Genomic DNA, 22,751 nt, shown 5'->3' on the forward strand with positions numbered 1-22,751 from the left:
TCCCTCCAGATGGTTCGGACGTTTCTGCACAAAACGAGTTTTTCTGCTCTAGGACGGCTAAACTGTTTTATGCTTATTGAAACAATTCCTCTTTTAGAATTATTCTAAATTGATTCTCAGTGATTCTCAATTATATTTTATTATAGTTTTCACAGTAAATCAATGTTACTGCGCCTATAACGTAGCCTAGCTTGTACTCGTTTGGCCAAGTGCGTCATGAATTTGACTTATTCTCTGATTAAATTCATCGTCCGACAATACCGGCTGCGCGTCGATGACGGCCAGATCATCCGGAAGATTCACCCAAGATTTGCAACCCGTGTATTGATCCTGCATAGGCAGTGTAAGCGGATTCTTAAGCTTACTTACACGAAGCAGCAATAGATGAAGCGGCTTGCTTCGTTTCCACTTCAACCTATCTTCGGCAAATGTTTCGGTCCAAATATGGAAATCCTCTAATTTGTTCAACGTTTCCTGATCGAAGATCTCAATATCTTCGACTGCTTCTGCCACAGCATTGATCTCGATTGTGGTCGCGCCGGGTTTCCATTCTCCCATAATTTGGCGAACGTCGTCCTGGAAAGGCTCCTTCAAGAGCTCCGGTCTTTGGTGCTCGAAAGCAGGCATGAAATAAAAACGAGGCGCCTTCAGCTGAAAATCTCTCGTTTCCTCCGCAATTCCGCCTTTGCGCAGCACCATAATTTGTTTGCCTTCGGTCAATGCTTTTACCGCAACCGCCCATTCTTTGAGCGCGATCGGCTGCAATTGATCGGTCTTAATCACCATTATTATCACCCTCGTTCCTTAACAATTACATGTATTATAGCAAAGCAAGGTATTCCAACGCGAAAAAAATTTCGCTATACTATATTTATTTGGGCCATGGGAAACATCAACTACATTCCGGAGGTGGGCTATAGATGTCTACATATCATCCATTGAGTGAAGCAGAAGCTATTGAAATAGCGCGAACAATTGAAGGTGTGTTTGAACCGGGCGCGGAGCTGGTTAGCCGTGAAATCGGCGATGGCAATTTGAACTTAGTCTTTCATATCTCGGATCCCGCTGCAGGTCGCAGCATCATATTGAAACAAGCCCTGCCATACGCTAAGGTCGTCGGTGAATCTTGGCCGCTTACGCTTGATCGCGCACGTATCGAGAGCGAAGCGCTCATTCTTGAAGGTCAGCTCGCTCCCGGGCTGGTACCGAATGTTTATCTGTATGACAAAGATCTGGCACTTACGATTATGGAGGACCTAAGTGATCATGTTATTATGCGTCAGGGGCTCATGAATAGCGGTCGTTATCCCTTGTTCGCTGAGCATATCTCCACTTTCCTTGCACAAACGTTATTCTTCACATCCGATCTTGGGCACAATCAGCAAGAGAAGAAGCTGCGCACCAGCAGGTTTATTAATCCCGAGCTCTGCAAAATAACAGAGGATCTCATCTTCGATCATCCTTATACGGACGCAGATACGAATAACTTCGATCCGGCTATCCGAGATGAAGCTGAGTCACTGTGGAGCGATGGCGCGCTTAACCTCGAAGTAGCGCTGCTTCGCGAGAAGTTTCTCACGCATTCGCAAGCGCTGCTGCATGGCGATTTGCACACGGGCAGCATCTTCATTACACCGGAATCGACGAAAGTCATCGACCCTGAATTCGCTTATTACGGACCAATGGGTTTCGATATCGGCGCTGTAATCGGCAACCTGCTCCTAAATTACGCTTCCCGTGAAGGTTGGGATAAGACAACTGCAGAGCGTGAGGAATATCAGGCTTACCTACTGCAAACCGTTACGGATGTTTTGGAGAAATTTGAAGCGAAATTCCTGGCCTTATGGAACGAGCAAGGCGTTGACCGTCTGGCAGGCTCTGCTCCGGGCTACAAGGAAAACTACATGCAGCGCTTGCTCCAAGATACAATTGGATTCGCCGGCTGCAAAATGGTCCGTCGTATTGTGGGCCTTGCCCATGTAGCGGATATCGATAAAATCCAAGATGCCGCCGTTCGGGAACGTGCACAGCGCCTGGCGCTTCGCATCGGCAAAACGCTTATCACGTCGAACCGCAGCTTCACTTCTATTAATCAGCTCATAGATGCCGTTCAAACTGCAGAGAAAGCTGCTGTTAAGGCATAACGAAAGGAACGATCATCATTATGGAATCTACAACCAATCAAGCATTGCAATCCGTTATTTGGGTCGGCACTCAGCTTGACCTGCTCGATCAACGGCTGCTGCCCGAAGAAATCGTCTATCTGCCGCTCGTTACAACGGAAGATGTCTGGGAAGCCATTCGTCATCTTAAGGTTCGCGGAGCTCCGGCAATCGGCATCGCTGCCGCATACGGTGTTGTCCTCGGCAGCCGTGATGTTACGGACGGAGTCGCTGAATGGCTGCAAGTGGTGAAATCCTCCGCTGCTCATCTGGCAACATCTCGTCCAACGGCAGTGAACTTGTTCTGGGCGCTCGATCGCATGACAGCACGTGCAGAAGCACTTGCTGCAAGCGGCGCAGACCTATCCTCCTGCAAGGAATCGCTGGTGCAAGAAGCGATCACGATTCAAAGCGAGGATGAAGAAACGAACCGCCTTATCGGCGAACACGCGTTAACGCTGTTCCAAGATGGAATGGGCGTACTGACGCACTGTAATGCCGGCGGACTCGCTACGGCCAAATACGGTACTGCACTAGCTCCTTTCTACCTGGCTCTGGAGCAAGGCATCAAGCTTCGTGTATTCGCGGATGAGACACGCCCCGTTCTTCAAGGCGCTCGCCTTACCGCATTCGAGCTTCAGCAAGCAGGCGTAGACGTTACCCTTATCTGCGATAACATGGCTGGTATGGTGATGAGCAAAGGCTGGATCGATGCCGTCATCGTCGGTACGGATCGTGTTGCAGCGAACGGCGACGTCGCGAACAAAATCGGCACATACAGCGTTGCTGTTCTCGCTAAAGCACATGGCATTCCGTTCTATGTGGCTTGCCCGTTGTCCACAATCGATTTGAATACGCCATCCGGCGATGAAATTCCAATCGAAGAGCGCCATGAGAATGAGATTACCGAAGGCTTCGGCAAGCGCACAGCCCCGGTCGGCGTGAAAGTCTACAATCCGGCATTCGACATTACGCCAAACGACTATGTAACGGCGATTATTACGGAGAAAGGCATCATTAAACCTCCGTATAACGTCAACCTTAAGAAGCTGTTTCAAGCTGAATAATCTTTTTTAACGACGAAAAAGGTTGCCTAAAGGTAGCGTAAGCACGCTGCCCGAGGCAACCTTTCTTTCGTCTTTGTTCATCTATACCATCAAGAGAAGAGCATCCGCGCCTTTCATGCCAACCGTTATCCCGAGCGCCTCCGCACCTTCCGTTATAGACTCCAGCGGCGCAGCCATCAGTTCTTCCAATGTCTTCACACCTACCGCACGGCCTGCAATGATGCCTCTATCTTTTAACCGTTCGTTCAGAAGTCCGACATCAAGAGCTCCACACATGATATAGCCTTTATCCGTCGTCACAGCAAGCAGTGTTGTTTTAGGCAGAAGCACCTCAACTCCAAGCGCCGTTGCGCCCCCTTCGAGCGTAATGGGAACCATTCGCATCATCCGAACCACCTCCTTCCACCCTCGCAGATCGCAGACAACCTCAAGCACAAATTACTTCTTCACTATATGCTTTCAGTCGGTGTGAAGTGTTATCAGAATGCCTAGTGGGCATTCTCCTTTTTCGGTCAAAAACGATTCGGCAAATACTACATTTATGAACACTTTAGTGATATAGTTATAGGTACTTTATGACGACATGGAGTGGCATAATGAACCTAACAGATAAACTAACAGCGAAACAGTCCTCCCACCTGTTTAATGTCGACATTCTCGTAGAAGGCGATAACAACGCAATTGCAATGGAGAGACTGCTTCATGCGCTCAATCAATCCGGTTACGCTGACTTTCGAATTAAATCCGGTATTGAATTGGGACGTCTCATTGAAGCTCTGGAAGCCGGTCCTGCCAGCAAGCAGAAGGACAAGGACGCGAAGGCTCCAAGAAACACGGCCAAAGCAGATCCGGCAGCTGCCCCGGTCATTCCTCCTGCAGCACCGAAGCCAGCCGCAGCACTCGATTTAACTTTCGTAACGGATCGTATTAAAGCTTGCATTGCTGAGAATCGCTTGATTCGATTAATGGTGAACAAGGGCTTTGGCGTAAAGCTGAACATCCCTTGCCGAATCATTAACCTGGATGAATCGTCCCAGATGCTGACGGTTTATCACGTCGATGAGAAGCAGGTCTATTCGTTTAAACTCTACGAAATTGACGAGTTTATATAAGAAAAAGGAGCCCTCTGCGGAGAGCTCCTTTTACTTTAAACAGCTAGTTTCAATAGATCCATGATCGCCGCGCCGCGTACCGGCGGACTCCATAAGAAGCCCTGCATTTCATCGCAGCTATGCTCCTGCAGAAACCGCTTCTGCTCCTCGGTCTCTACTCCCTCGGCAATGACTTGCAAGTTCAGGTTATGCGCCATGGCGATAATAGCCGCCACGATTGCGGCATCGCTCGGATCTTGCTGGATATCCCTGACGAACGACCGATCGATCTTCAGCCTTCCGATCGGCAGGTTCTTGAGATAATGGAAGGAGCTGTACCCCGTCCCGAAATCATCGATGCTGATCGTCACACCAAGCTTCGTGAGCTCAAGCAAGCATGATGAAGCATGCGTGACATCCATCGTCATCGTTTCCGTAATTTCCAGATCCAGATAGCTGGCATCAAGACCTGTCTCCTGCAAAATGTCCGCAACCTTCTGATGCAGATTTTGCTGCATGAATTGGCGAATCGATAAATTGACGGATACGGGAATTTGGCGAAGTCCGGCATCCTGCCACGTTTTATTTTGCCGACAGGCCTCTCTCAGCACCCAATCTCCGATCTGTACGATCAAGCCGTTCTCCTCGGCCAGCGGAATAAATTGTCCCGGCGGTACAAGTCCGCGCTCCGGATGCTCCCATCGTACGAGTGCTTCTACCCCGACCATTTCACCGGTACCGAGATGGTACTGCGGCTGATAATGGAGAACAAACTGCTCCTTCTGAAGCGCGATCTTCAAATCATGCTCAAGTGCCAAGCGCTCTCGTGAGCTGTCATCCCATTCCTCGGAATAACAGAGGTAATCGTTCTTGCCGCTATCCTTTACTTTGGTCAGAGCCAGATCAGCCTTCTTCACCAGCAGGCTGGCATCATCGCCTATGACCTGGTTAACGGCAATGCCGATGCTTGCCGTGATATGAAGCGGAAACCCTTGCAGCTCGAACGGCTCATCCAGCAGCAGCTTGAGCTCTTTTGCTTTGCGATCCAGCTCCTGCTCGTCTCCGGCATAGGCGTATAGAATCGCGAATTCATCGCCTTCCATGCGTGCTGCCGCATCCATCTCCGACAGTCCGCGGGTCAGCCGCTCGGCCACCTGAAGCAGCAGCATGTCGCCAAACTCGCGGCCGAAGGAAGCATTGATCAGCTTGAAGCGATCGACATCCAACTGAAAAATAGCCAGATGTCCAACATCACCTCGAACCCTCGCATCCGTCAAGCGGTCATCCAATAGTCTCATGAAAGAATGGCGGTTCGGCAATCCCGTCATGTCGTCGTAGTTCGCCATATAGCGGATTCGTTCCTGGACGCGGTTGCTGTCGCTCACATCCTGGCTAATAATCAACAAACCGATACAGCTTCCATTGCGAATTACGGGCGCAGTAATAATATTTATTTTGAATGAGTAGCCGGAAGCATGCTTAATATTGATCGTCATATCCTTAAGATCGCCTTCGAGCATCTGCCCAAAAGCAGCTAAGATGGCTTCCTCATTAGTCGAGTCAATCAGCGGGAAAAAGGATTTGCCAAGCAGCTCATGCTCTTCATAACCAACCAGCCTGCTTGATGCAGCATTTATTTCCACAACATTTCCCTGCAAGTCGATGACAGCCAGAGGAATCGGACTATAAGCAAGCAATGATTCTACAATGGGTGTATGGATCGATTCAGCTTGGACAACATGCTTGCGCGTCAATCTCACTTGCATAAAGCGGATCGCGATAATAAGCACGCCCGCTGCCGCTGCAATTTGCAGTCCAATCGCCCAATCATCGCGCCACACGCCGCCGATCAGTATGCCAACAAACGTGCATAGGCATGCCAACCACAACGGATTGCGAACGCTTTCAAGTCGTCTTGATGATTTGGGCCGAATCGGAGTTGTCTCCGCCTTTACGAGCACACTTCATCTTCCTTCCATTCGGCATGAACCGTCACATTTTGTTTATTATAAACGATTTTGTTCTAGACTGGATACTGTTTTTCCCGGCATGACGGCATTCGACATAAGAAAAGACGACCTCAAGCGCGGGATGCCGTTATAGCACCAAACGTGAAGTCGCCTTGAATGAGAACCTATCAAACCGAATCTAGTTGCTTTTTGCCTTCCAGATGGAATAAGCGGCAACAGCCCAAGCTACGATAAAGGCAAGTCCGCCAAACGGCGTGATGATACCCAGGAGCTTGATATCCGACAGACTGAGCGCATACAAGCTGCCGGAGAACAGGAAAATACCGATATGCATCAAGCGAGCCGCCCAGCGTATGCCCTTTCCCTGTCCGATTCGTTCCGCAGCCAGCGCGAGCAGGAATAGCCCGATGGCGTGGTACATATGATAGCGGACGCCGGTCTCAAACACATTCAGCATGTCATCTGTAAGTCGGTCTTTCAAGGCATGAGCTCCGAATGCGCCAAGCACCACGGCAATCAACGCGTGGATCGCTCCGTAAGCGCCATATTTGTTAAACATCTCATTCTCCATCCTTTCCAATGGCTGTAAAATACGTTAAACTGTACGATAGCAAATGATTGATAAAGGAGATTTAATCCATGAATGAAAACGGCAGCGAGAACCAGTTCCCGCAAGACGGTTTTACTCCAATACCGGCAGCTTATGAGGAGCAGCCGCCACAAACGCAATCCAAGCTTGGCATAGCTTCATTTATCATTGGTCTCATCAGCATTATCGGCTTTATCATCGCCATTATTCTTGCAACATCATTTATTATGAACCACAACTTTGCAGACAGCAACACTCTTCAGCAGGAAATTGAGGCGAATATGGCAGATATTGAAGCGTACGCGCCGATTATCGGAGCCGGCTTGCTGATTATCGGCTCGATGGGAGCCAGCATTGTAGGTCTGATCCTGGGAATCGTCGGCGCCTGCGCGAAGAATAAACGCAAAGCCTTCTCTATTATTGGGATCGTCACAAACGGATTGCTCCCAATCGGGTTTATCGGTCTATTCCTGATCGGTCTTGCAATGGGCGGCTAAATACAGGTAAAAACAAAGAGGAAGAGCGCGATCAACGCGGCTCTTCCTCTATGTCGTCATCTTAACCCTTGAACGGCGGAACCTCATACCCGCTTCCAAACGGTGCGTCAGGGCGATGAAATTCGCCCATCAACGCGCGGCGAAGCGGAGTTGTTTGTTCTAGGAACGCCTTCGAGTTTTGCAGCCTGTCGGACGCTCTTAACCATGGCGGACTATAGATGTAGTGCATCGTGTACCGATCATAATCACCGTCATGCGCATAGGTGCGATGCCATACCGCATTATGGAATACAAGAACCGATCCAGCCGGTGCACAGATAACATGGCCGATCGATACATCGCCTTTCTCCTTGCGCAGCGCCTCAGGCATTGGAACCAGACTGCGGTGACTACCCGGAATCAGCTCCATATTCCCCATCCGAGGAAGCGTTTGATCGGTAAGAAGATACGAAGCCCGCAGCTGCAGCAACGGGATTTGCGGGAAGCTCAGCTTCTTGAAATCATAAGCGCCCGAGCCGTCTTGATGCCATCCGCCCATTCCGCCAAAGGCCGGCTGTTTCGTATTCCAGCCGGATTGCATGATGAATCGGTCGCCGTACAGTCCTCTGATCTTAGGAAGTACAGCAGGGTGGTCCATCAGCCGCTCGAGAGCCGGCTCTGTCTCATAGCCCCGTCCTACCTGACCGAAACCTTCCGTGCCCGCAGCTCTATGCACTCGCTCCGAAGCTTCCAGGCATTGCTTCACCTCTTCTGCGTTCAGCACATCAGGAATGACAAAATATCCCCATGATTCAAAAATAAAACGATCGGTTTCTGTTAGTTCGCCTGGTGACACTACCGGATTTAACATTGAGCTATCGCTCCTTCTGTAAAGTTAGAAATGGAATATTCGCACGTACTATCACAACTATATGCCAGTCCTACGAGCCGAATGTCAGTCGGATCGTCTGAATCCGTTTGGCGCCAAGCGAAATCGTGACGGCCCCGTCCTTCAGCTGCAGATCCGTGAAGTCTGCAATCGGCTGCTCATCGAGCGAGACGGCTTCTGCCGATTCGATTGGACGATCGAACCGGACAACGGCTGCTTCCGCATTCTCCGACGCATTAAATAATCGAATGTTAACGCCATTCTCCAGCCGCTCCGCCTGCTGAAGCGCACTTATCCGGATTGAGCCATTGTCCACTTGGACGTAGGAATGGACTGCCGGCAAGCTTCTCTCCCGCTGCTGCAGCGATTCATAACGAATGTCATCTCTTCGCACCGTTAGCGACTGCAAGCCGGCGGCGAACTGCTCGCGTTCTGCCCATAGAATTGGCAGCGATACTGTCTGTACCTCGAACGGTCTGATGGCATATTCGAAGGTCATCTCGCACAGGAGCTGACCGCCATCTCCGCCGTCGCTTAATACTTCCTTATCCGTACTGCGATATAACGTAAGCGCGGCTGTACTTGCCTCGTCTTCTTTCATCGCCATCTCATAGAGCCCCTTCGAGTACAGCGCCAGTCCCGCTGCAGCATCTCGCAAGGCAACAATGCCGTTATATGGCGCATCCCCTCGCGCTGTCTCCAAGTGAGCTGCAGCATCGCTCTGCTTATTAGGGCGCTTAACAAGATCAAACGCCGTGCTCGCATAATGATGATCCGTCTGAATCCCTGAAGGGAACAGAAGCTTCAGCCGGTGATTACGTGCCGTGTTGTTCACGATCGTTTGGCAGCGCAGCACCGGATCATCTTTGCGAAGCTCCAGATAAGTGCGAATCCCTAATCCGACCTTGTCATCACGTCGGCTTGTATCGTCATGCGTGATGCCGGCCGGCACGATGAAGTTGATTTCGACACATGCGATACTGACCAGCGGTCCATCTGTAACCGTTGAGATCACTGCGCGGCAGCCTGCGGAATGAAAGATCGAATTATTAGCGGGCGCTACATAATTCCAGCCTTCGCCGATATCAGCCGCATCTTCAAACAACAGCAGCCCGTCATGAACCTTGCCGGTCTGCAGATTCGTCACTCGAATCGTGCCGTTCTCATTCACACGCATTTCGAGAAGGCCGTTATTCCACGTTGTCTCGTTAACCTTCATCGTCCCGAGCAGTCGACGGGGCTGCACGAGCGCAGACATGCCGTACTCCCCGAAAGCCGGCACCGGAATGACCGTTTTCTCAATCGTAAATGCCGCATAGCCGCAGGGAGGAATGCTTCCTACGAATGCCAGCTTCAGGCGATCCACCGTTTCCGCGCTTGGTATATCACGATATTTGCGAACACGTCTTACTTTATTACGTGCGATCTCCACAACTTGGCAATCCAGCAATTGTCCGTTCGCATTCCTCAGCTGGAGGAAGCTGCCCCCAAGCACGATGGATTTCAGTCCGCCCGAGCCGTCATGAGGGAGCTCTGCGTCCACAATGATGACGCCGTCCCCGGCATCCTGAAGCGGATTGTACACGACGAGAATATCGGAACCGACAAGTCCGCTTGGATCAATATGATTAGCAAAATAGTGCAGCTGCTCGTGGTTCATCTGCTGCGCAATGAGTCGGCTTTGATCGAACCGATAGATCATGTCCCGATGGACCTGATCGATGGAACAGCCGCAGATCGAATCATGCGGATGGTTCTGCAGCAGAAACTGCCAAGCCTTCTCCAGAAAGACTCGCGGGTAAGCTCTTCCCTCCAGCATGGCATAGACAGCCCATGGCTCGGCCCATTTCTCAAGCAGAAGCTCACACTGCTGATTCCGCTGCTTCAAGTGGATTCGAGAGGACAGCACGTTCACCAGCACCCAGTTGTTGATCCCGTTAAAGCCATTCGTTCGCTGCTCCCCTTGGTACAATTTCAAGTCGCTGACTTTGCCGCGCAGCGCCTCCAAGTATTGCTCCAACGTGGCATGCATAAATGTCACGCCCTCAAGTTCCTCCGCTTCATTCAGCGTTTGCAGCATCCATGGCAGACGAGGCTCGATTTCGATATGATCCACGCCGTCCATGCCCATCATGATATCCGTCGTAGCCCGTTTGTTCTTATAAGCCAGCATCGACTTGGCTCGATCGATCAGCTCCGGTTCCTCATAGCGAAACTCCCGGTCAACGAACGGCCACCGAAGGAAGAAGTAGAAGTCGCCGTAGGCTCGATCTTCATCCAGCTTTAGTCCAAGCACACGGCTGCCGTCTGCTCCTTCCCATTCCATCTCTGCCGGGTCTCCATCACCGTGGAAGCCGCGGAACAGCACCGCATTATCAATGCCAAATCCACGCAGCAGCTGCGGAAACTGACTGTTATGGCCGAAAATATCGGTGACGTACCCCGATTTGACCGGTTCCGTGCCAAGCTTGCGCGATTCGCGGAAGCCTGTCTGCAAATTACGAATGAGCGATTCCCCGCTGACCAGGAATTCATCCGGCATGACATACCATGGCCCAACGCCGATTCGCGACTCCCGAATAAAGCGCGTTAGCTGCTCCCGCCGCTCCGGACGGATTTCCAAATAATCATCAATGACGATCGTCTGACCATCCATCAGAAAATAGCGATAATCCGGATTGGCCTCCATCGTATCCAGCAGCTCATCGATCATATAAACAAGTCTTGTGCGAAACCCTTGATAATCCTGATACCATTCCCGGTCCCAGTGTGTATGGGATACGACATAAACCGTTTTAATGGAAGATCGCTTCGTCATGAGTTCCTCCTAACAGACCAAATAGGCGTTATTCCGCAGAGAGCTCCTACCCTTTTATCCCTGCCATCGCATAGCCTTGAATGAAATTGCGTTGGAGCAGCAAATACACCAGAATCGGAGGCAGCACCACGATGGCGGTCAGAGCAAAGAAATCAGGATATTCCGGCACTTGGCCGCTTTGCATCATCGTCGTAAGCAAGCTCGTGACGCCTGTATTGATGACCTGAATATTTGGATTGTTGATGGCCACAAGAGGCCACAAATAATCGTTCCAAATCGTGATGAACGTCGTAATGACGATAACCGCAAGCACCGCGCGAACCATTGGAAAATAAATGCCGAATATCGTCCAGAATACGCCGGCACCGTCAATTCGGGCGGCCTCCTCATATTCGAACGGAATAGACTCCATCGTTTGCTTCACCAGAAAGATGGCAGCGATGTTCACAATCCCGCTTCCGAGCAGCAGCGCTCCCCACGTATCGATCATGCCGTGACCGCCTTGCCCGAGCCAATCATTGCCGCCGAGCATAGGAAAACGAGCGAACAGCAAATACGTCGGGATGAGCGTCACCTGACCCGGAATCATCATCGAAGTGAGGAAGATGACAAACACCGTGTCGCGACCTTTGAACCGAAGCTTGGTAAACACATACGAGGCGATGAGGGACACGAAACAAGTAACCGCAATGTAGTAGATGCTTCTAAGCGCCGTATTGATGAAATAGCGGTAAATAAGATTGTTTTGAAACAGATTGACGTAACGGTCCAAATTAATTTCAGTCGGTATTGGGAGCAGAATCGAGTCGTAATAATCCTTGTTCGAGCCGATGGAAGCCATCACCTGAAAGAGGAACGGATAGAACATGACGGCACTTCCGACAATGAGCAGCAAGTAGATGGCGAAACTTTCAAGCTTGCTTCGTTCATTAACCATGTCTTAGCGTTCCTCCCCTTAGGTTTGGTTTCGCTGCGAAATGCGGTATTGAATCATCGTAAGCGTGAACGTGAACAGCAGCACCATGACGGAGGAGGCGCTGGCCATCCCCATATTGAAGGACTGGAAGGCATCCTGATAGATGCGATGCAGAATGATGTTGGTATGGCCCTGAGGGCCACCGCGAGTCAGGAGCTGCACCGGCTCGAAGATCTGAAAGCTGGCGATGATACCCATGATGGCAATGTACATCGTGATCGGACGGAGCGATGGCAGCGTAACGTAGAGCATGATCTTGAACCTCGACGCCCCGTCAACCTTTGCCGCCTCATATAACGTTGTATCAATCCCTTGTAATCCGGCCAAATAGATAATGACCGTACCTCCGATGCCCTTCCAAATGGAGATGAGTATGAGCCAGAAGGTCATCCAGAAGACGCTTTGCTGAAAAATAATCGGCTCCATGTCGAAACGCTCCATCACCTTGCGCGCTAAGCCGGTAACCGGATCAAGAACCGCATTCGCGATCTGCGCAACGACCGCGAAGGATACGAGAACGGGCAAATACCACAGTGTTCGATAGAGGCCGACGGCCTTCACCTTCTGGTTCAGCAGCAGCGCAATGAAGAAGCCGATCGACATGCATCCAACTAGGATAAGCAACCCATACAAGCCTGCATGCAGTAAAGTGACTAAATAATCGCCCGTCGTAAAGAAGCGATGAAAGTTATCTAAAGCGACCCACTTCGGCAGTCCGAGCACGCCATTCCATTCCGTAAAGGACAAATAGATAACGAATAGAACCGGAAATAAAGAAAAAACAGCGAAAAAAACAAACATAGGCGCAAGTAAGGAATAACCGATTACACCGTCACGGTGCCGATTATAGAACGGTCTCAGCCGCTGCAGGATGGACGAGGAATTCTCCCCGGGCACCGCCCGGGGAGCTTCATTCTTCATCTGGACCGTTCTCACTTCAGCTGTTCCTCAGCTGTTTTCTGTGCATCCTTCAGTGCATCCTCGATCGGTTTATCTGTTGTCAGCGTAATATCCTGCGCTTTATACCACGCTTCCCAGATTTGTGGACCGTTCTTCGGATAGACCGGAAGCGGAGCGCTTTGCTCGTTCGCTACGATATCGTTGAACACTTGAAGCTCCGGATAAGCTTTGAGCAGATCCGTGTTTTTGCCTGCTTCCATGTTTGCCGGAAGTCGGCCCGTCGCATTCGCTTCAAGCTCTTGGTACTCTTTGCTCGCCAGAATCGTCAAGAACTCAATCGCGGCCTCAGGGTGTTTCGATTGCTTGAGCGCATAGAACAGCGTGTTCCCTACGATGACGTTGCCCGTATGGCCTGCCTCAGGTACCGGCAGCGGTGCAAAGCCGCAGTTTGTGCAGCCCATTTGCTTGCCCCATGCAATATGCCATGGACCGTTGACGGCAAATGCGACCTTCCCGCTGTTCAGCAGGTTGAAGAATTGGCCTTCATCCGTCATGGACGTGGAGCCCGGAGGCGCTGTTTTGGAAAGCTCACGCAAGAATGTGAGTGCTTTGACGTTCTCCGGCGAATTGAAGGTCACTTGCGACCAATCCTCATTCGTGAAGTCCCCGCCTGCTTGGCGCATGAACGGCGCAAGACGGAACGCTCCGCCAAGACCCATGTTCTGAACGATGGAGCCGTAGTATTTACCTTTGCCTGCAGCAGTTGCTTTCTTGGACATATCAAGCCATTCATCCCATGTTTTCGGCGGTGTATTCGGATCAAGTCCGACCTTCGCCATAACATCCTTGTTATAGACAAGGCTGAATACGCCTGTCATCTGTGCAACCGCGTACGGCTTGCCGTCATGCATAGCCGCTTTCATTGGCCCCGGAGCAAGCTGAGCGGCCACATCCTGCGGAACCTCCAGAAGTGCACCGATCCGCGCAAACTCCGGAATGAAGTCTTCACCGTCTGCTACATCCGGCGGATTACCACCCATGACTGCAACCATGATGGCTTGACGAAGTGTATCCGCCCAGCCTTTATCGATATATTTAATCGTAACACCCGGGAATTTCTCTTCCATCTTCTTCTGAATATAATCATAAATCTTCGTCGCTGTCGGATCGTTGGCTTCCGGCATCGCGTTGGCCACGTTATGGCTCCAAACCGTCAACTCAAACGGTTCGGCTGCCGGAGCTGCAGCAGCATCATCGCTGCCGTCATCCGTCGCTTCCGTCGCCGTCGAATTCGTATCGGAACTGGTTGTGTTGTCCGTAGTTGTTGCTGCTTTGTTGTCCGTTGTTGCTGCTGCGTTATTTTTGTTACCGCTTTCATTTTTATTGCCTGAATTGTCGGAACAAGCTGTTAAAACGAGTGTTAACACCACGAAGATGGACAAGATCGAAGAAACCCATTTGCTCCCCTTCATTGACCCAAGCTCCTCTCGCCTCTTAAATTGCTTGTGAACCAAATCAATATCAAATCATGATGTCAGCGGACTGTCGGCTGCACCTCCTTACATATGTATTATATGATATGTCGATATATTACTCCCAAAGAAACTTTATTGTCAACGACTTCTTTTGTCGAAAACTTCCATAAAAAAGAACTCTTCGATAGGAAGAGCCCTGAGGTCGTTTATGGTTTGGTGCGAACCGGGCAAGCTGCCGTTGAAACGCTCGAAACGAGGTGAGGTTCAATAAGCAGTTTCCGATATTTGTTCTCCTGCTGGTTCATTTTCCCCGAGTCATCCAATAGTTCAAGCAGCTGCTCTGCCGCCAACCTTCCTACGGTTTCCTCGTGCTGGTCGATATAGGTGAAGAAATCGAACTCGCGGCTCGGCGATAAATTATCGAAGGTCACAATGGAAATATCCTTCGGCACCTCGAATCCGAGATGGCGGACGATCCGGTACAAATGCAGTGCCATCGTACCGTTCAGCGTAATGTACGCTGTCGCAAGACCATTCTTAACGTAACGGAAGAGCGGATGCTGCTCATCTAGCTCCTCCCGCTCGTAATCGACGTAGAAATCGGTCAGCATCATCGCCGGATTAATCATCTCCCCCAGCTCTTTGAGCGCCTTCATATAGCCGGACAACCGCTGCTCAATCGTCGTCGTAGACAATGGAACATCTGAACAAATAGCGATATCCCGGTGGCCGAGCTCGTAGAGATGATTGACAGCCTGCCTCGATGCCTCTACCCCGTCAGAGCCGATGAAGTGTGTCTCGATCCCGGTCAAATACCGATCGATAATGACTAGCGGAAACCGCTCGAGCTTCAGCCTTAAGATCTCCTCGTTATAGGTTTCCGCATCGACCGGGAAGATAATCAAGCCGGAAGCGCCCATGTACAGCAGTTCGCGGATAGCTGCGGCTTCACGGTCCTTGGAGTTCTCCGACAGCATGAGCACGAAATTATAGCCGGATTGTTTCAACGCCTTGGAAATGCCTTTATTCATTCTCATGGAGAAGAAATCGCTTATATTGGGCAAAATCAATCCAATCACGTTTCGGCTCTCTTCTTGTTCTGCAGGTGTGATCATGCCAACGCTTGACCCAGGTTGCGTCGCGCTGCGCAGCGATAGCGCCATATCGTGGACATAGCTGCCCTTCCCTTGAATCCGGTTCAGCCAGCCTTCCTTGGTCAATCCGGTCAACGCATTGGATACCGTAATTCGGCTCACCTCGAACTTCTCCATGAGCTCCTTCTCCGTGAAGATTTTATCGCCCGGACTCCAAACGCCTGTCTGAATCTGGTTCTTTATAAAATCTTGAATGACTTGATAGATCGGAATCCTTCCGTCTTGCATATGAAAACCTCCAATCTGATCGAATGAAACAACCCGTAACTTGTATAGTTGTATTATAACCAATATGACATATTATGCAATAGGATTTCAATCCATGACTTGGGGCTCCTGTCGTAAACAAGGCTTATCGCCGGTACCAGGTGAAGTTAGTACTATGTTTTGAAATATTGTTGACTATACTGAAAGTAAGAAGAGAGAAAGAGGTGCGGCAGATGAGCAGAAAATGGCTGCAGCAAGAGGGTCCTTCCTGGACTCGGCAAGGGATCATCACCCCCGAACAATTACAACGCATTCTCGCCCAATATCCGGAGAAGAAGCGCGCCATCGGGATTATCCCTATATTGGGAAGCATCTTGGTCGGCCTTGGCATCCTCAGCTTCGTTGCGGCGAACTGGGGACAAATTCCGCAGCTGATGCGGCTCATCATTATCGCGGTTATTATGGTTGGATTCTATGGGGCAGGAGAACTGTTCCGCCGTAGAGATCATGAGAAGCTGGGTACAGCTCTCATCGGGCTTGGACTTCTCACTTTCGGAGCCGGCATCGTACTGACGGGTCAAATGTTTCATCTGCAAGCCTATGATGTCACTTCATTTATTGTATGGGGAACAATTGGCGTACTGCTCACTTATCTCATTAAGAGCCGCTACCTATTCCTGTTAACCTTACTGATCTTCACAGGACTACAATGGTACAATTCGACGGAATTCAGTCATTTTAGCTACGTCGCACTTGCGATTATGATGCTTGGCCTGGGTTATTACTGGCTGAAACGTCCCAATACACTGCTTGCTTGGTGTCTGGCTGCCAGCTTTACGATTCAGAGCATCCTGCTTGTAACCGTCAACGACTGGGCCTTCTCTTGGTTCTTCATCCCGATTTGGCTGCTGTACAGCTTGATGGATTGGGCCCGGGAACGTAAATCCGTCTATCCGTTTCAAGCGATCCCGCTCGTGGCGGCGTTTATCCACAATCTGTTTATCGTCCTGTTCTGGAACGATAGCAACGATTCATCCTTCTTAAAGGATCTGTCTGCACAGCCTTTATGGTTCGGCCTCGCACTTGTAGCTTTGTTTGCACTTTCGATTGCGGGAAAATATCGGAATCACCGCCTCATGTCGAGCCCGGATTGGCTGCTGGCCCTCCCGTTCTTCTACCTGGCTCACGGTGCGGATGCTGCATACTTGATCGTATTGTTCGCTTTCTCCCTATACTTGCTGTGGAGAGGTTATGCGGAAGAATGGGCTGTCAAAATCAACCTGGGCACGCTGCTGTTTCTTACGAGCACGATGGCTGCTTACGGGAAGCTCGCATGGGATTTTATGGACAAATCCATCTTTTTCATCCTTGGCGGTGTCATCCTGCTTGCTCTGAGCTGGTTCTTGAATCGCCGTAAGAAACAATTTCTGGTCGAGCTCCATGAAGAGGAGGAGAAGCCGCATGAATGAACAAACGATGTTCAAACGAGGCCGCAATGTCTGGCTGATCCTGCTCATTGCGGTTCAACTGCTCTTCCTTGGCGGCATCGCGTGCTTTCATTATTCAGCGCTGTGGGTAGGCAAAGAAATCACGCTTCGCACCGTTCCCGTAGATCCTCGCGATCAGCTGTATGGCGATTATGTGCAGCTCAATTATGCGATTAATAACGCCACTTGGTCGGATTGGAAAGATGGCGACAAAGCTAAGCAAGGCGATACCGTTTATGTGTTGCTTGCACAAGATGGGGACACGTCTACGTACGAAATTAAAGGTGTATATGACAGTAAACCCGCTCGCGGCACAGGCGAGGTTGCACTGAAAGGCCGCGTGCAGTATACCACGGATGACACGCTTCGAATCACCTACGGACTGGAGCAATACTACGTGGAAGAGAATACAGGCAAAGAACTGGAGCAGCGCGCCGACAAGCTTATCGTACATGTCAAAGTAGCCCCTTGGGGCAGCGCTATAATTGAAAGAATTCAGCCTTAGACTGCCAGATTGCTAGAATTGGGCCAATTTTGCCTCACATAACCGTTCGAGACTTGAATAGAATGAATAACAATAAGAATTTTTCAAGCTCAATCGGTATGGGGAGGTGCCCAGGCATGGCAGAAAATGAAGGTACGCTTTACACCGTGTCTCGTGAGGACTGGTCACTGCATCGCAAAGGACATCAGGATCAAGCACGTCACCAGCAGAAAGTGCGCGAAGCGATAAAGCAAAATTTACCCGACCTCGTCTCGGAAGAAAACATTGTCATGTCCGACGGGAAGCATGTCATCAAAGTTCCGATCCGCAGCCTTGATGAATATCGCTTCGTCTATAACTTCAACAAAAACAAGCATGTCGGCCAAGGCGACGGCGACAGCCAAGTCGGCGACGTGCTCGGCGTTGACCCTGCTTCCGCCCAGAAAGGCGGCAAAGGCGAGAATGCCGGCGATCAGCCGGGAGATGACATCGTGGAGGCTGAGATCAGCCTCGCTGAACTCGAAACGATGCTCTTCGAGGAGCTGGAGCTGCCGTTCCTGAAGCAGAAGGATCGCGATCAGCTGGAAACCAAAGAAATCCGCTTCAACGATATACGTAAGAAAGGGATCATGTCCAACATCGACAAGAAACGGACGATCCTTGAGAACCTGAAACGGAATGCAACGAGCGGTGTGCCGGGTATTCACGGTATCTCGCCGGATGATCTGCGCTACAAGACGTGGGAAGAAATCATTAAGCCGCAGTCCAATGCGGTCATCTTGGCCATGATGGACACGAGCGGATCGATGGGTTCCTTCGAGAAGTACGTTGCCCGCAGCTTCTTCTTCTGGATGACCCGCTTCCTGCGGCATCAATATGAGAATGTGGAGATCGTGTTTATCGCGCATCACACGGAAGCGAAGGAAGTCACGGAGGAAGAGTTCTTCACCCGCGGCGAGAGCGGCGGTACGATCTGCTCTTCCGCATATATCAAAGCTATCGATATCATCGACAGCCGCTTCCCTCCGACGCTCTATAATATTTATCCGTTCCACTTCTCCGACGGTGACAATCTGACAAGCGACAACGAGCGCTGCGTGAAATTGATCGGCGAGCTGCTCAAGCGGGCAAATTTGTTCGGCTATGGCGAGGTTAATCAGTATAATCGCTCCAGCACGCTCATGTCGGCGTATAAGCATATCAATTTGCCGAACTTCATGCACTATGTTATCCGCGAGAAAGGCGAAGTGTATAACGCGTTGAAGTCGTTCTTCCGTAAGCGGGAATTAGTCGTTTAATTAAAAGGCTGTCACTAAAGCGCGTTTGTCGCTTTGGTGGCAGCCTTCTCCATTATTCGACCGTTCCGAATGTAATCCTCATCCCAGCTGCATAAGTAGCTGCACTCGTTGAAGTAAACGCCGATGCAATTCCCTTCTCCGCCTCGTACTGCCGCGCTGCCTCTTCTAGTTGCATTCCACGCTCCAACAGGCTACGAATGTAAGGATCACGTTCCCCGGGATCGCTGAAGCGCATGGCTTCATACCGATCAGCCCTATTCTTATCTTCAACCGCAGGATCCAGTACAATCACTTTATCGCTGACGCGGCACTCTACATGGCGTAATCCCAACCGATTGAAGTACAAGGGAAGCTTCACGCCGATATTGCCGTCCTTGCCCGTACGTTTGACATCTCTTTCGAATAACTCTTGCAGTAGTCCAAGCGGCATGATACGGGATTGATCAACACCTTCTAAATAAAATCCAGCATGATTCCCGTTCCAATGAGGCTCAAACGTAATGATTTTCCCATCCTTCTTCACGCAGTCGATCATTTTCTGCAGCAGCTGCATCGGATCCGTCATATGGAGCAATACGGCGTGACATAACGCGATGTCATATTTCTTCTCCACCTTGAACGTAAGGAAATCGCCGTTTATAAACTCTGTTTCGTATGGAGCTTCATTAAATAACTCGCGGGCATGATGAATAAGCTTGCTGCCGGCATCAATGCCCGAGTACGTTGAACCAATGGGTAACAATGGCATTAGTCGCAATCCAAGATGCCCGAATCCACAGCCATAATCGATGATGTTGACGGGAGAGTCAATCTTCCATACTCGCTCGATAAGAAACTGAATATAATCATCGTTGTAGAACAAGTTTGCCGCTCTCTTTAAATACGCGATTTGTTCATCCCAATAATAATGCTCCATCGCAATTCTCCTTAGCCTTATTAGCGCCGCGGTCGCTTCATTAAACATACAGGGGAACCCCATAAAACAATAGACTGATATCCAAAATTTATATATACTATTATACAACCATGCCTTTTTTCGACTTACAAACTCAACGAATAACGACTCCATCAAATAGAGAAACCCGCCGTTTTTGAACACGGCGGGTTTTTTTTAGTTTTGTTTCACTTTGAAGCTCTAAGCATGTTGTCCACAGACTTGCTGAGCTGGCTGAAAATAAAATTCGGCGCGATCCGGCTCATGAGCTTCAACGCATTACTTTGCCCGGGCCGAATTTCGAGTTTATTCTGCTCCATCCCACGAATCGCAGTCCCAACCAATTGGGATACGCTCATCGCTTTGGCACCTGCCATATCTACCGACTCGAATGAATCTAACAGCGGAGTCTCGGTTAGCGGAGGCGCCAGTTCAAATACCTTTACTCCCGTATTCTTGAGCTGCACCCTCAGCGATTGGGTATAGGAATGGAGTCCAGCTTTCGCCGCACAATACACGGGTGAGATCGGCAGCGGCACAAAGGCCAGTCCGGAGGAGACATTCATGATCGCGGCTGACTCTTGCGATTTGAGATGGGACAGGAATTGTTTCACCATCTGGATGGGTCCGCTTAAATTCGTTGCGATCTCGCGATTGAGATCTTCCAAATCAACCTCCGGATCATGCAGATTAATTCTGCGCATCAATCCTGCATTATTGATAAGAACGTTGAGTTTAGGGAATTGCTTCACCACTTTATCAAACAAAGCTGCAATCGCTTGTGAATCCCCCGCATCGCTTTGCATCGTATGTACGGTCGGAAGCTTCTTCTTCGCCTCATCCAACCTCGCTTGATCCCTTCCCGTTATGATGACGGTATTCCCTAACTTAAGCAGCTGGGCTGCGAATTCGAAGCCTATACCCGAGGTGCCTCCTGTAATCAGAATTGTGTTCCCGCTCATTTTCATACCGTTCATCCTATCCTCTCATCATCATTTTGGCAGAAGTATCCTGCATTATGTATTCGCGGTATTGTTGATCATTCCCTTGTCTGTCTATTTTTCAATAAAAGTGTCCGATTCTTGAAAAATAATTGAACAAAGTATGAACAAAAGGTGAAGATTGTGTTATAATTAGACATAATTAAATTCGAGCAGATCATTCTCTACGAGGAAGTGAATATTACGATGGCTAATGTAGCAGTTAAACAGCAGACAGAGCGGGACGGGAAATCATTGTTTTTCGTAATGAAGATCGCTGCATGGACAGCGCTTTGTGTTGGGCTGATTCTGTGTTTGTTCAATATTAATGACTTTAGCGACAGCAATGCTACATTAATGTCCGGTGTGGGCTTCATGGTAGGCAGCGTATTTATCTATATGATCGGCACGGCGATGAGCCTGGTGCACAAACGCAGCTCCGAATCTCTATCGGAGTAACGTAAGAAGAATAACATCTAGTTGCCGAATGGAAGTATCGTTCAGCAACCCCAAATAAGAGGACTGTTTCCAGATAACTGGGGGCAGTCCTCTTCTTTTTTGTCCAATTAAGTCAAACCGTTGAACAGATTATTACAGAAATAAGTCGTTATCTTGACGCCTTTGTTAACAGCACACACACGGCGCGCAGAACGTGATACTATCTTTTTGCAAAGGTAGTGAATGAAATCACAAACTTATTCGCTAATGAGAATCTCGGTGAGCTTAAAGGTAAGTTAGGAGATGAGAGAAATGAAAATTGCAAAGATCATACGGAGGTTTGCAGGGCTCGCTACCATGGCGGGCATCGCTGTTATGACCTCGGGCTGTCAATCGATCGCCGTTTTTGATCCTAAAGGCCCGATCGGAGCCCAGCAGCGGGACTTGATTTACTTCACCATGCTGATATGCCTGATCGTAATGGTGCCTGTGCTGCTGCTGGCGGCATGGATCGTATGGCGCTACCGCGACAAGAAGGATAACAAAGCCGCTTATCATCCGAAGTGGGAACACAGCACCAAGCTGGAGACCATTTGGTGGGGCATTCCGATTGTTGTTATTATCGTGCTCGGCATCGTAACGGCTCGCTACACCTACGACTTGGATCCGGCTAAGCCGCTCCAATCCGAGGTAAAGCCGATTACCATACAAGTAACATCGCTGGACTGGAAATGGTTGTTCCAATATCCGGAGCAAGGCATTGCGACAGTTAATTATTTGGTCATTCCGGAAGACACACCGATCAAGTTCGAGCTCACATCTGACGGTCCGATGAACTCCTTCTGGGTCCCTCAGCTCGGCGGGATGATTTACACCATGTCCGGTATGTCGACGACGCTGCACTTACAGGCAGACGAACTAGGTGAATTTATGGGAAGCGGCGCTAATTTCTCAGGACGTGAATTTGCCAAAATGTCCTTTACCGTTAAATCCGTATCGCAGGATGAATTCGATAAATGGGAAAAACAAGCCGCAGCAAGCGGCGATGCGCTGACAGAGGAAGGTTATCAGAAGCTCGCGAAGCCCGGAACATCCGGTCAGGTCACGTATGCCTCGATTCCCGAAGGCCTCTTCCACCGGATCGTACACGATTATTCGATGAATCGCGGCGCACCGGCAGGCATAGGTCAGAAAGCGACAACGTTAAGTGATGAGCATGCACTGGGCACTGACGAGGAACCGTCAACCGAGGAGCAGCCATCAAAGGACGATACGAAGTCTTCTACCAACGAGACTCCGCAAGATAACCATTCCGGCCACGACATGTCTGGCATGGACATGACCAAATAATGAAAG

21 protein-coding genes are annotated in these 22,751 nt (G+C 50.0%); 9 read left to right on the plus strand and 12 right to left on the minus strand.

Annotation, left to right across the window (positions count from 1 at the left end; genetic code table 11):
- Nucleotides 1-186: 186 nt before the first annotated feature.
- A complete protein-coding gene (locus AC0YN4_RS15295) occupies nt 187-786 on the minus strand; it encodes a DUF1802 family protein (RefSeq protein WP_475781979.1) in 600 nt (199 codons plus the stop codon).
- Nucleotides 787-920: 134 nt separating this feature from the next.
- Between AC0YN4_RS15295 and mtnK the strand changes: the two genes are divergently transcribed.
- On the plus strand, nt 921-2,144 hold the full coding sequence (gene mtnK, locus AC0YN4_RS15300) for an S-methyl-5-thioribose kinase (protein ID WP_475781980.1): 1,224 nt from the start codon (nt 921-923) through the stop codon (nt 2,142-2,144).
- A 20-nt stretch (nt 2,145-2,164) separates the two neighbouring features.
- The gene (gene mtnA, locus AC0YN4_RS15305; RefSeq protein ID WP_475781981.1) at nt 2,165-3,229 is read left to right on the plus strand and encodes an S-methyl-5-thioribose-1-phosphate isomerase; all 1,065 of its coding nucleotides are present in this window, start codon (nt 2,165-2,167) and stop codon (nt 3,227-3,229) included.
- 81 nt (nt 3,230-3,310) lie between these two features.
- Here mtnA and AC0YN4_RS15310 read toward each other — a convergent pair whose 3' ends face one another.
- Complete coding sequence (locus tag AC0YN4_RS15310; RefSeq protein WP_475781982.1) at nt 3,311-3,616, minus strand: YunC family protein; 306 nt, start codon at nt 3,614-3,616, stop codon at nt 3,311-3,313.
- 209 nt (nt 3,617-3,825) lie between these two features.
- On the opposite strand from AC0YN4_RS15310, the gene AC0YN4_RS15315 reads away from it, so the two are divergent.
- Nucleotides 3,826-4,341 carry a hypothetical protein gene (locus AC0YN4_RS15315; protein WP_475781983.1) on the plus strand — a complete coding sequence of 172 codons (516 nt, stop codon included), beginning with the start codon at nt 3,826-3,828 and terminating at the stop codon, nt 4,339-4,341.
- A 35-nt stretch (nt 4,342-4,376) separates the two neighbouring features.
- Here AC0YN4_RS15315 and AC0YN4_RS15320 read toward each other — a convergent pair whose 3' ends face one another.
- Complete coding sequence (locus AC0YN4_RS15320; protein ID WP_475836139.1) at nt 4,377-6,281, minus strand: putative bifunctional diguanylate cyclase/phosphodiesterase; 1,905 nt, start codon at nt 6,279-6,281, stop codon at nt 4,377-4,379.
- 187 nt (nt 6,282-6,468) lie between these two features.
- The gene (locus tag AC0YN4_RS15325) at nt 6,469-6,849 is read right to left on the minus strand and encodes a DUF423 domain-containing protein (protein WP_475781985.1); all 381 of its coding nucleotides are present in this window, start codon (nt 6,847-6,849) and stop codon (nt 6,469-6,471) included.
- Between the two features lie 80 nt (nt 6,850-6,929).
- Between AC0YN4_RS15325 and AC0YN4_RS15330 the strand changes: the two genes are divergently transcribed.
- Nucleotides 6,930-7,376, plus strand: coding sequence for a hypothetical protein (locus AC0YN4_RS15330; protein ID WP_475781986.1), 447 nt, complete (start codon nt 6,930-6,932; stop codon nt 7,374-7,376).
- A gap of 61 nt (nt 7,377-7,437) precedes the next feature.
- On the opposite strand, the gene AC0YN4_RS15335 is transcribed toward AC0YN4_RS15330, so the two are convergent.
- The 6 genes from AC0YN4_RS15335 to AC0YN4_RS15360 all read right to left on the minus strand — a co-directional run bounded on the left by AC0YN4_RS15335 (nt 7,438) and on the right by AC0YN4_RS15360 (nt 15,795).
- Entirely contained in the window at nt 7,438-8,226 is a 789-nt protein-coding gene (locus AC0YN4_RS15335; protein ID WP_475836140.1) for a phytanoyl-CoA dioxygenase family protein, read from the minus strand.
- Between the two features lie 70 nt (nt 8,227-8,296).
- Nucleotides 8,297-11,062, minus strand: coding sequence for an alpha-mannosidase (locus tag AC0YN4_RS15340; RefSeq protein ID WP_475836141.1), 2,766 nt, complete (start codon nt 11,060-11,062; stop codon nt 8,297-8,299).
- A gap of 46 nt (nt 11,063-11,108) precedes the next feature.
- Nucleotides 11,109-11,999 carry a carbohydrate ABC transporter permease gene (locus tag AC0YN4_RS15345; protein ID WP_475781989.1) on the minus strand — a complete coding sequence of 297 codons (891 nt, stop codon included), beginning with the start codon at nt 11,997-11,999 and terminating at the stop codon, nt 11,109-11,111.
- 18 nt (nt 12,000-12,017) lie between these two features.
- Nucleotides 12,018-12,974, minus strand: coding sequence for a carbohydrate ABC transporter permease (locus AC0YN4_RS15350; RefSeq protein WP_475781990.1), 957 nt, complete (start codon nt 12,972-12,974; stop codon nt 12,018-12,020).
- Nucleotides 12,971-14,410, minus strand: a complete 1,440-nt coding sequence (locus AC0YN4_RS15355) for an ABC transporter substrate-binding protein (RefSeq protein WP_475781991.1) — start codon at nt 14,408-14,410, stop codon at nt 12,971-12,973. Before AC0YN4_RS15355 ends, AC0YN4_RS15350 begins: the two co-directional genes overlap by 4 nt.
- 209 nt (nt 14,411-14,619) lie before the next feature.
- Entirely contained in the window at nt 14,620-15,795 is a 1,176-nt protein-coding gene (locus AC0YN4_RS15360) for a GntR family transcriptional regulator (protein ID WP_475836142.1), read from the minus strand.
- 212 nt (nt 15,796-16,007) lie between these two features.
- Here AC0YN4_RS15360 and AC0YN4_RS15365 point away from each other — a divergent pair, with 212 nt between their 5' ends.
- The 3 genes from AC0YN4_RS15365 (at nt 16,008) to yhbH (ending at nt 19,043) form a co-directional block, all read left to right on the plus strand.
- Complete coding sequence (locus AC0YN4_RS15365) at nt 16,008-17,243, plus strand: DUF2157 domain-containing protein (protein ID WP_475836143.1); 1,236 nt, start codon at nt 16,008-16,010, stop codon at nt 17,241-17,243.
- Nucleotides 17,236-17,766 carry a GDYXXLXY domain-containing protein gene (locus AC0YN4_RS15370; protein ID WP_475836144.1) on the plus strand — a complete coding sequence of 177 codons (531 nt, stop codon included), beginning with the start codon at nt 17,236-17,238 and terminating at the stop codon, nt 17,764-17,766. Before AC0YN4_RS15365 ends, AC0YN4_RS15370 begins: the two co-directional genes overlap by 8 nt.
- Nucleotides 17,767-17,882: 116 nt before the next feature.
- Nucleotides 17,883-19,043, plus strand: coding sequence for a sporulation protein YhbH (gene yhbH / locus AC0YN4_RS15375; RefSeq protein WP_090981871.1), 1,161 nt, complete (start codon nt 17,883-17,885; stop codon nt 19,041-19,043).
- Nucleotides 19,044-19,095: 52 nt separating this feature from the next.
- On the opposite strand, the gene AC0YN4_RS15380 is transcribed toward yhbH, so the two are convergent.
- On the minus strand, nt 19,096-19,959 hold the full coding sequence (locus tag AC0YN4_RS15380; protein WP_475781995.1) for a class I SAM-dependent methyltransferase: 864 nt from the start codon (nt 19,957-19,959) through the stop codon (nt 19,096-19,098).
- A 206-nt stretch (nt 19,960-20,165) separates the two neighbouring features.
- Nucleotides 20,166-20,939: an SDR family oxidoreductase gene (locus tag AC0YN4_RS15385; protein WP_475836145.1), complete on the minus strand. Its 774-nt coding sequence runs from the start codon at nt 20,937-20,939 to the stop codon at nt 20,166-20,168.
- A gap of 225 nt (nt 20,940-21,164) precedes the next feature.
- On the opposite strand from AC0YN4_RS15385, the gene AC0YN4_RS15390 reads away from it, so the two are divergent.
- Both AC0YN4_RS15390 and cyoA read left to right on the plus strand, forming a co-directional pair.
- Nucleotides 21,165-21,416: a hypothetical protein gene (locus AC0YN4_RS15390; protein ID WP_475781997.1), complete on the plus strand. Its 252-nt coding sequence runs from the start codon at nt 21,165-21,167 to the stop codon at nt 21,414-21,416.
- A gap of 291 nt (nt 21,417-21,707) precedes the next feature.
- On the plus strand, nt 21,708-22,745 hold the full coding sequence (cyoA, locus tag AC0YN4_RS15395) for a ubiquinol oxidase subunit II (RefSeq protein WP_475781998.1): 1,038 nt from the start codon (nt 21,708-21,710) through the stop codon (nt 22,743-22,745).
- The last annotated feature ends 6 nt before the right edge of the window (nt 22,746-22,751 follow it).

The sequence above is a fragment of the Paenibacillus sp. J22R3 genome, assembly GCF_056269305.1.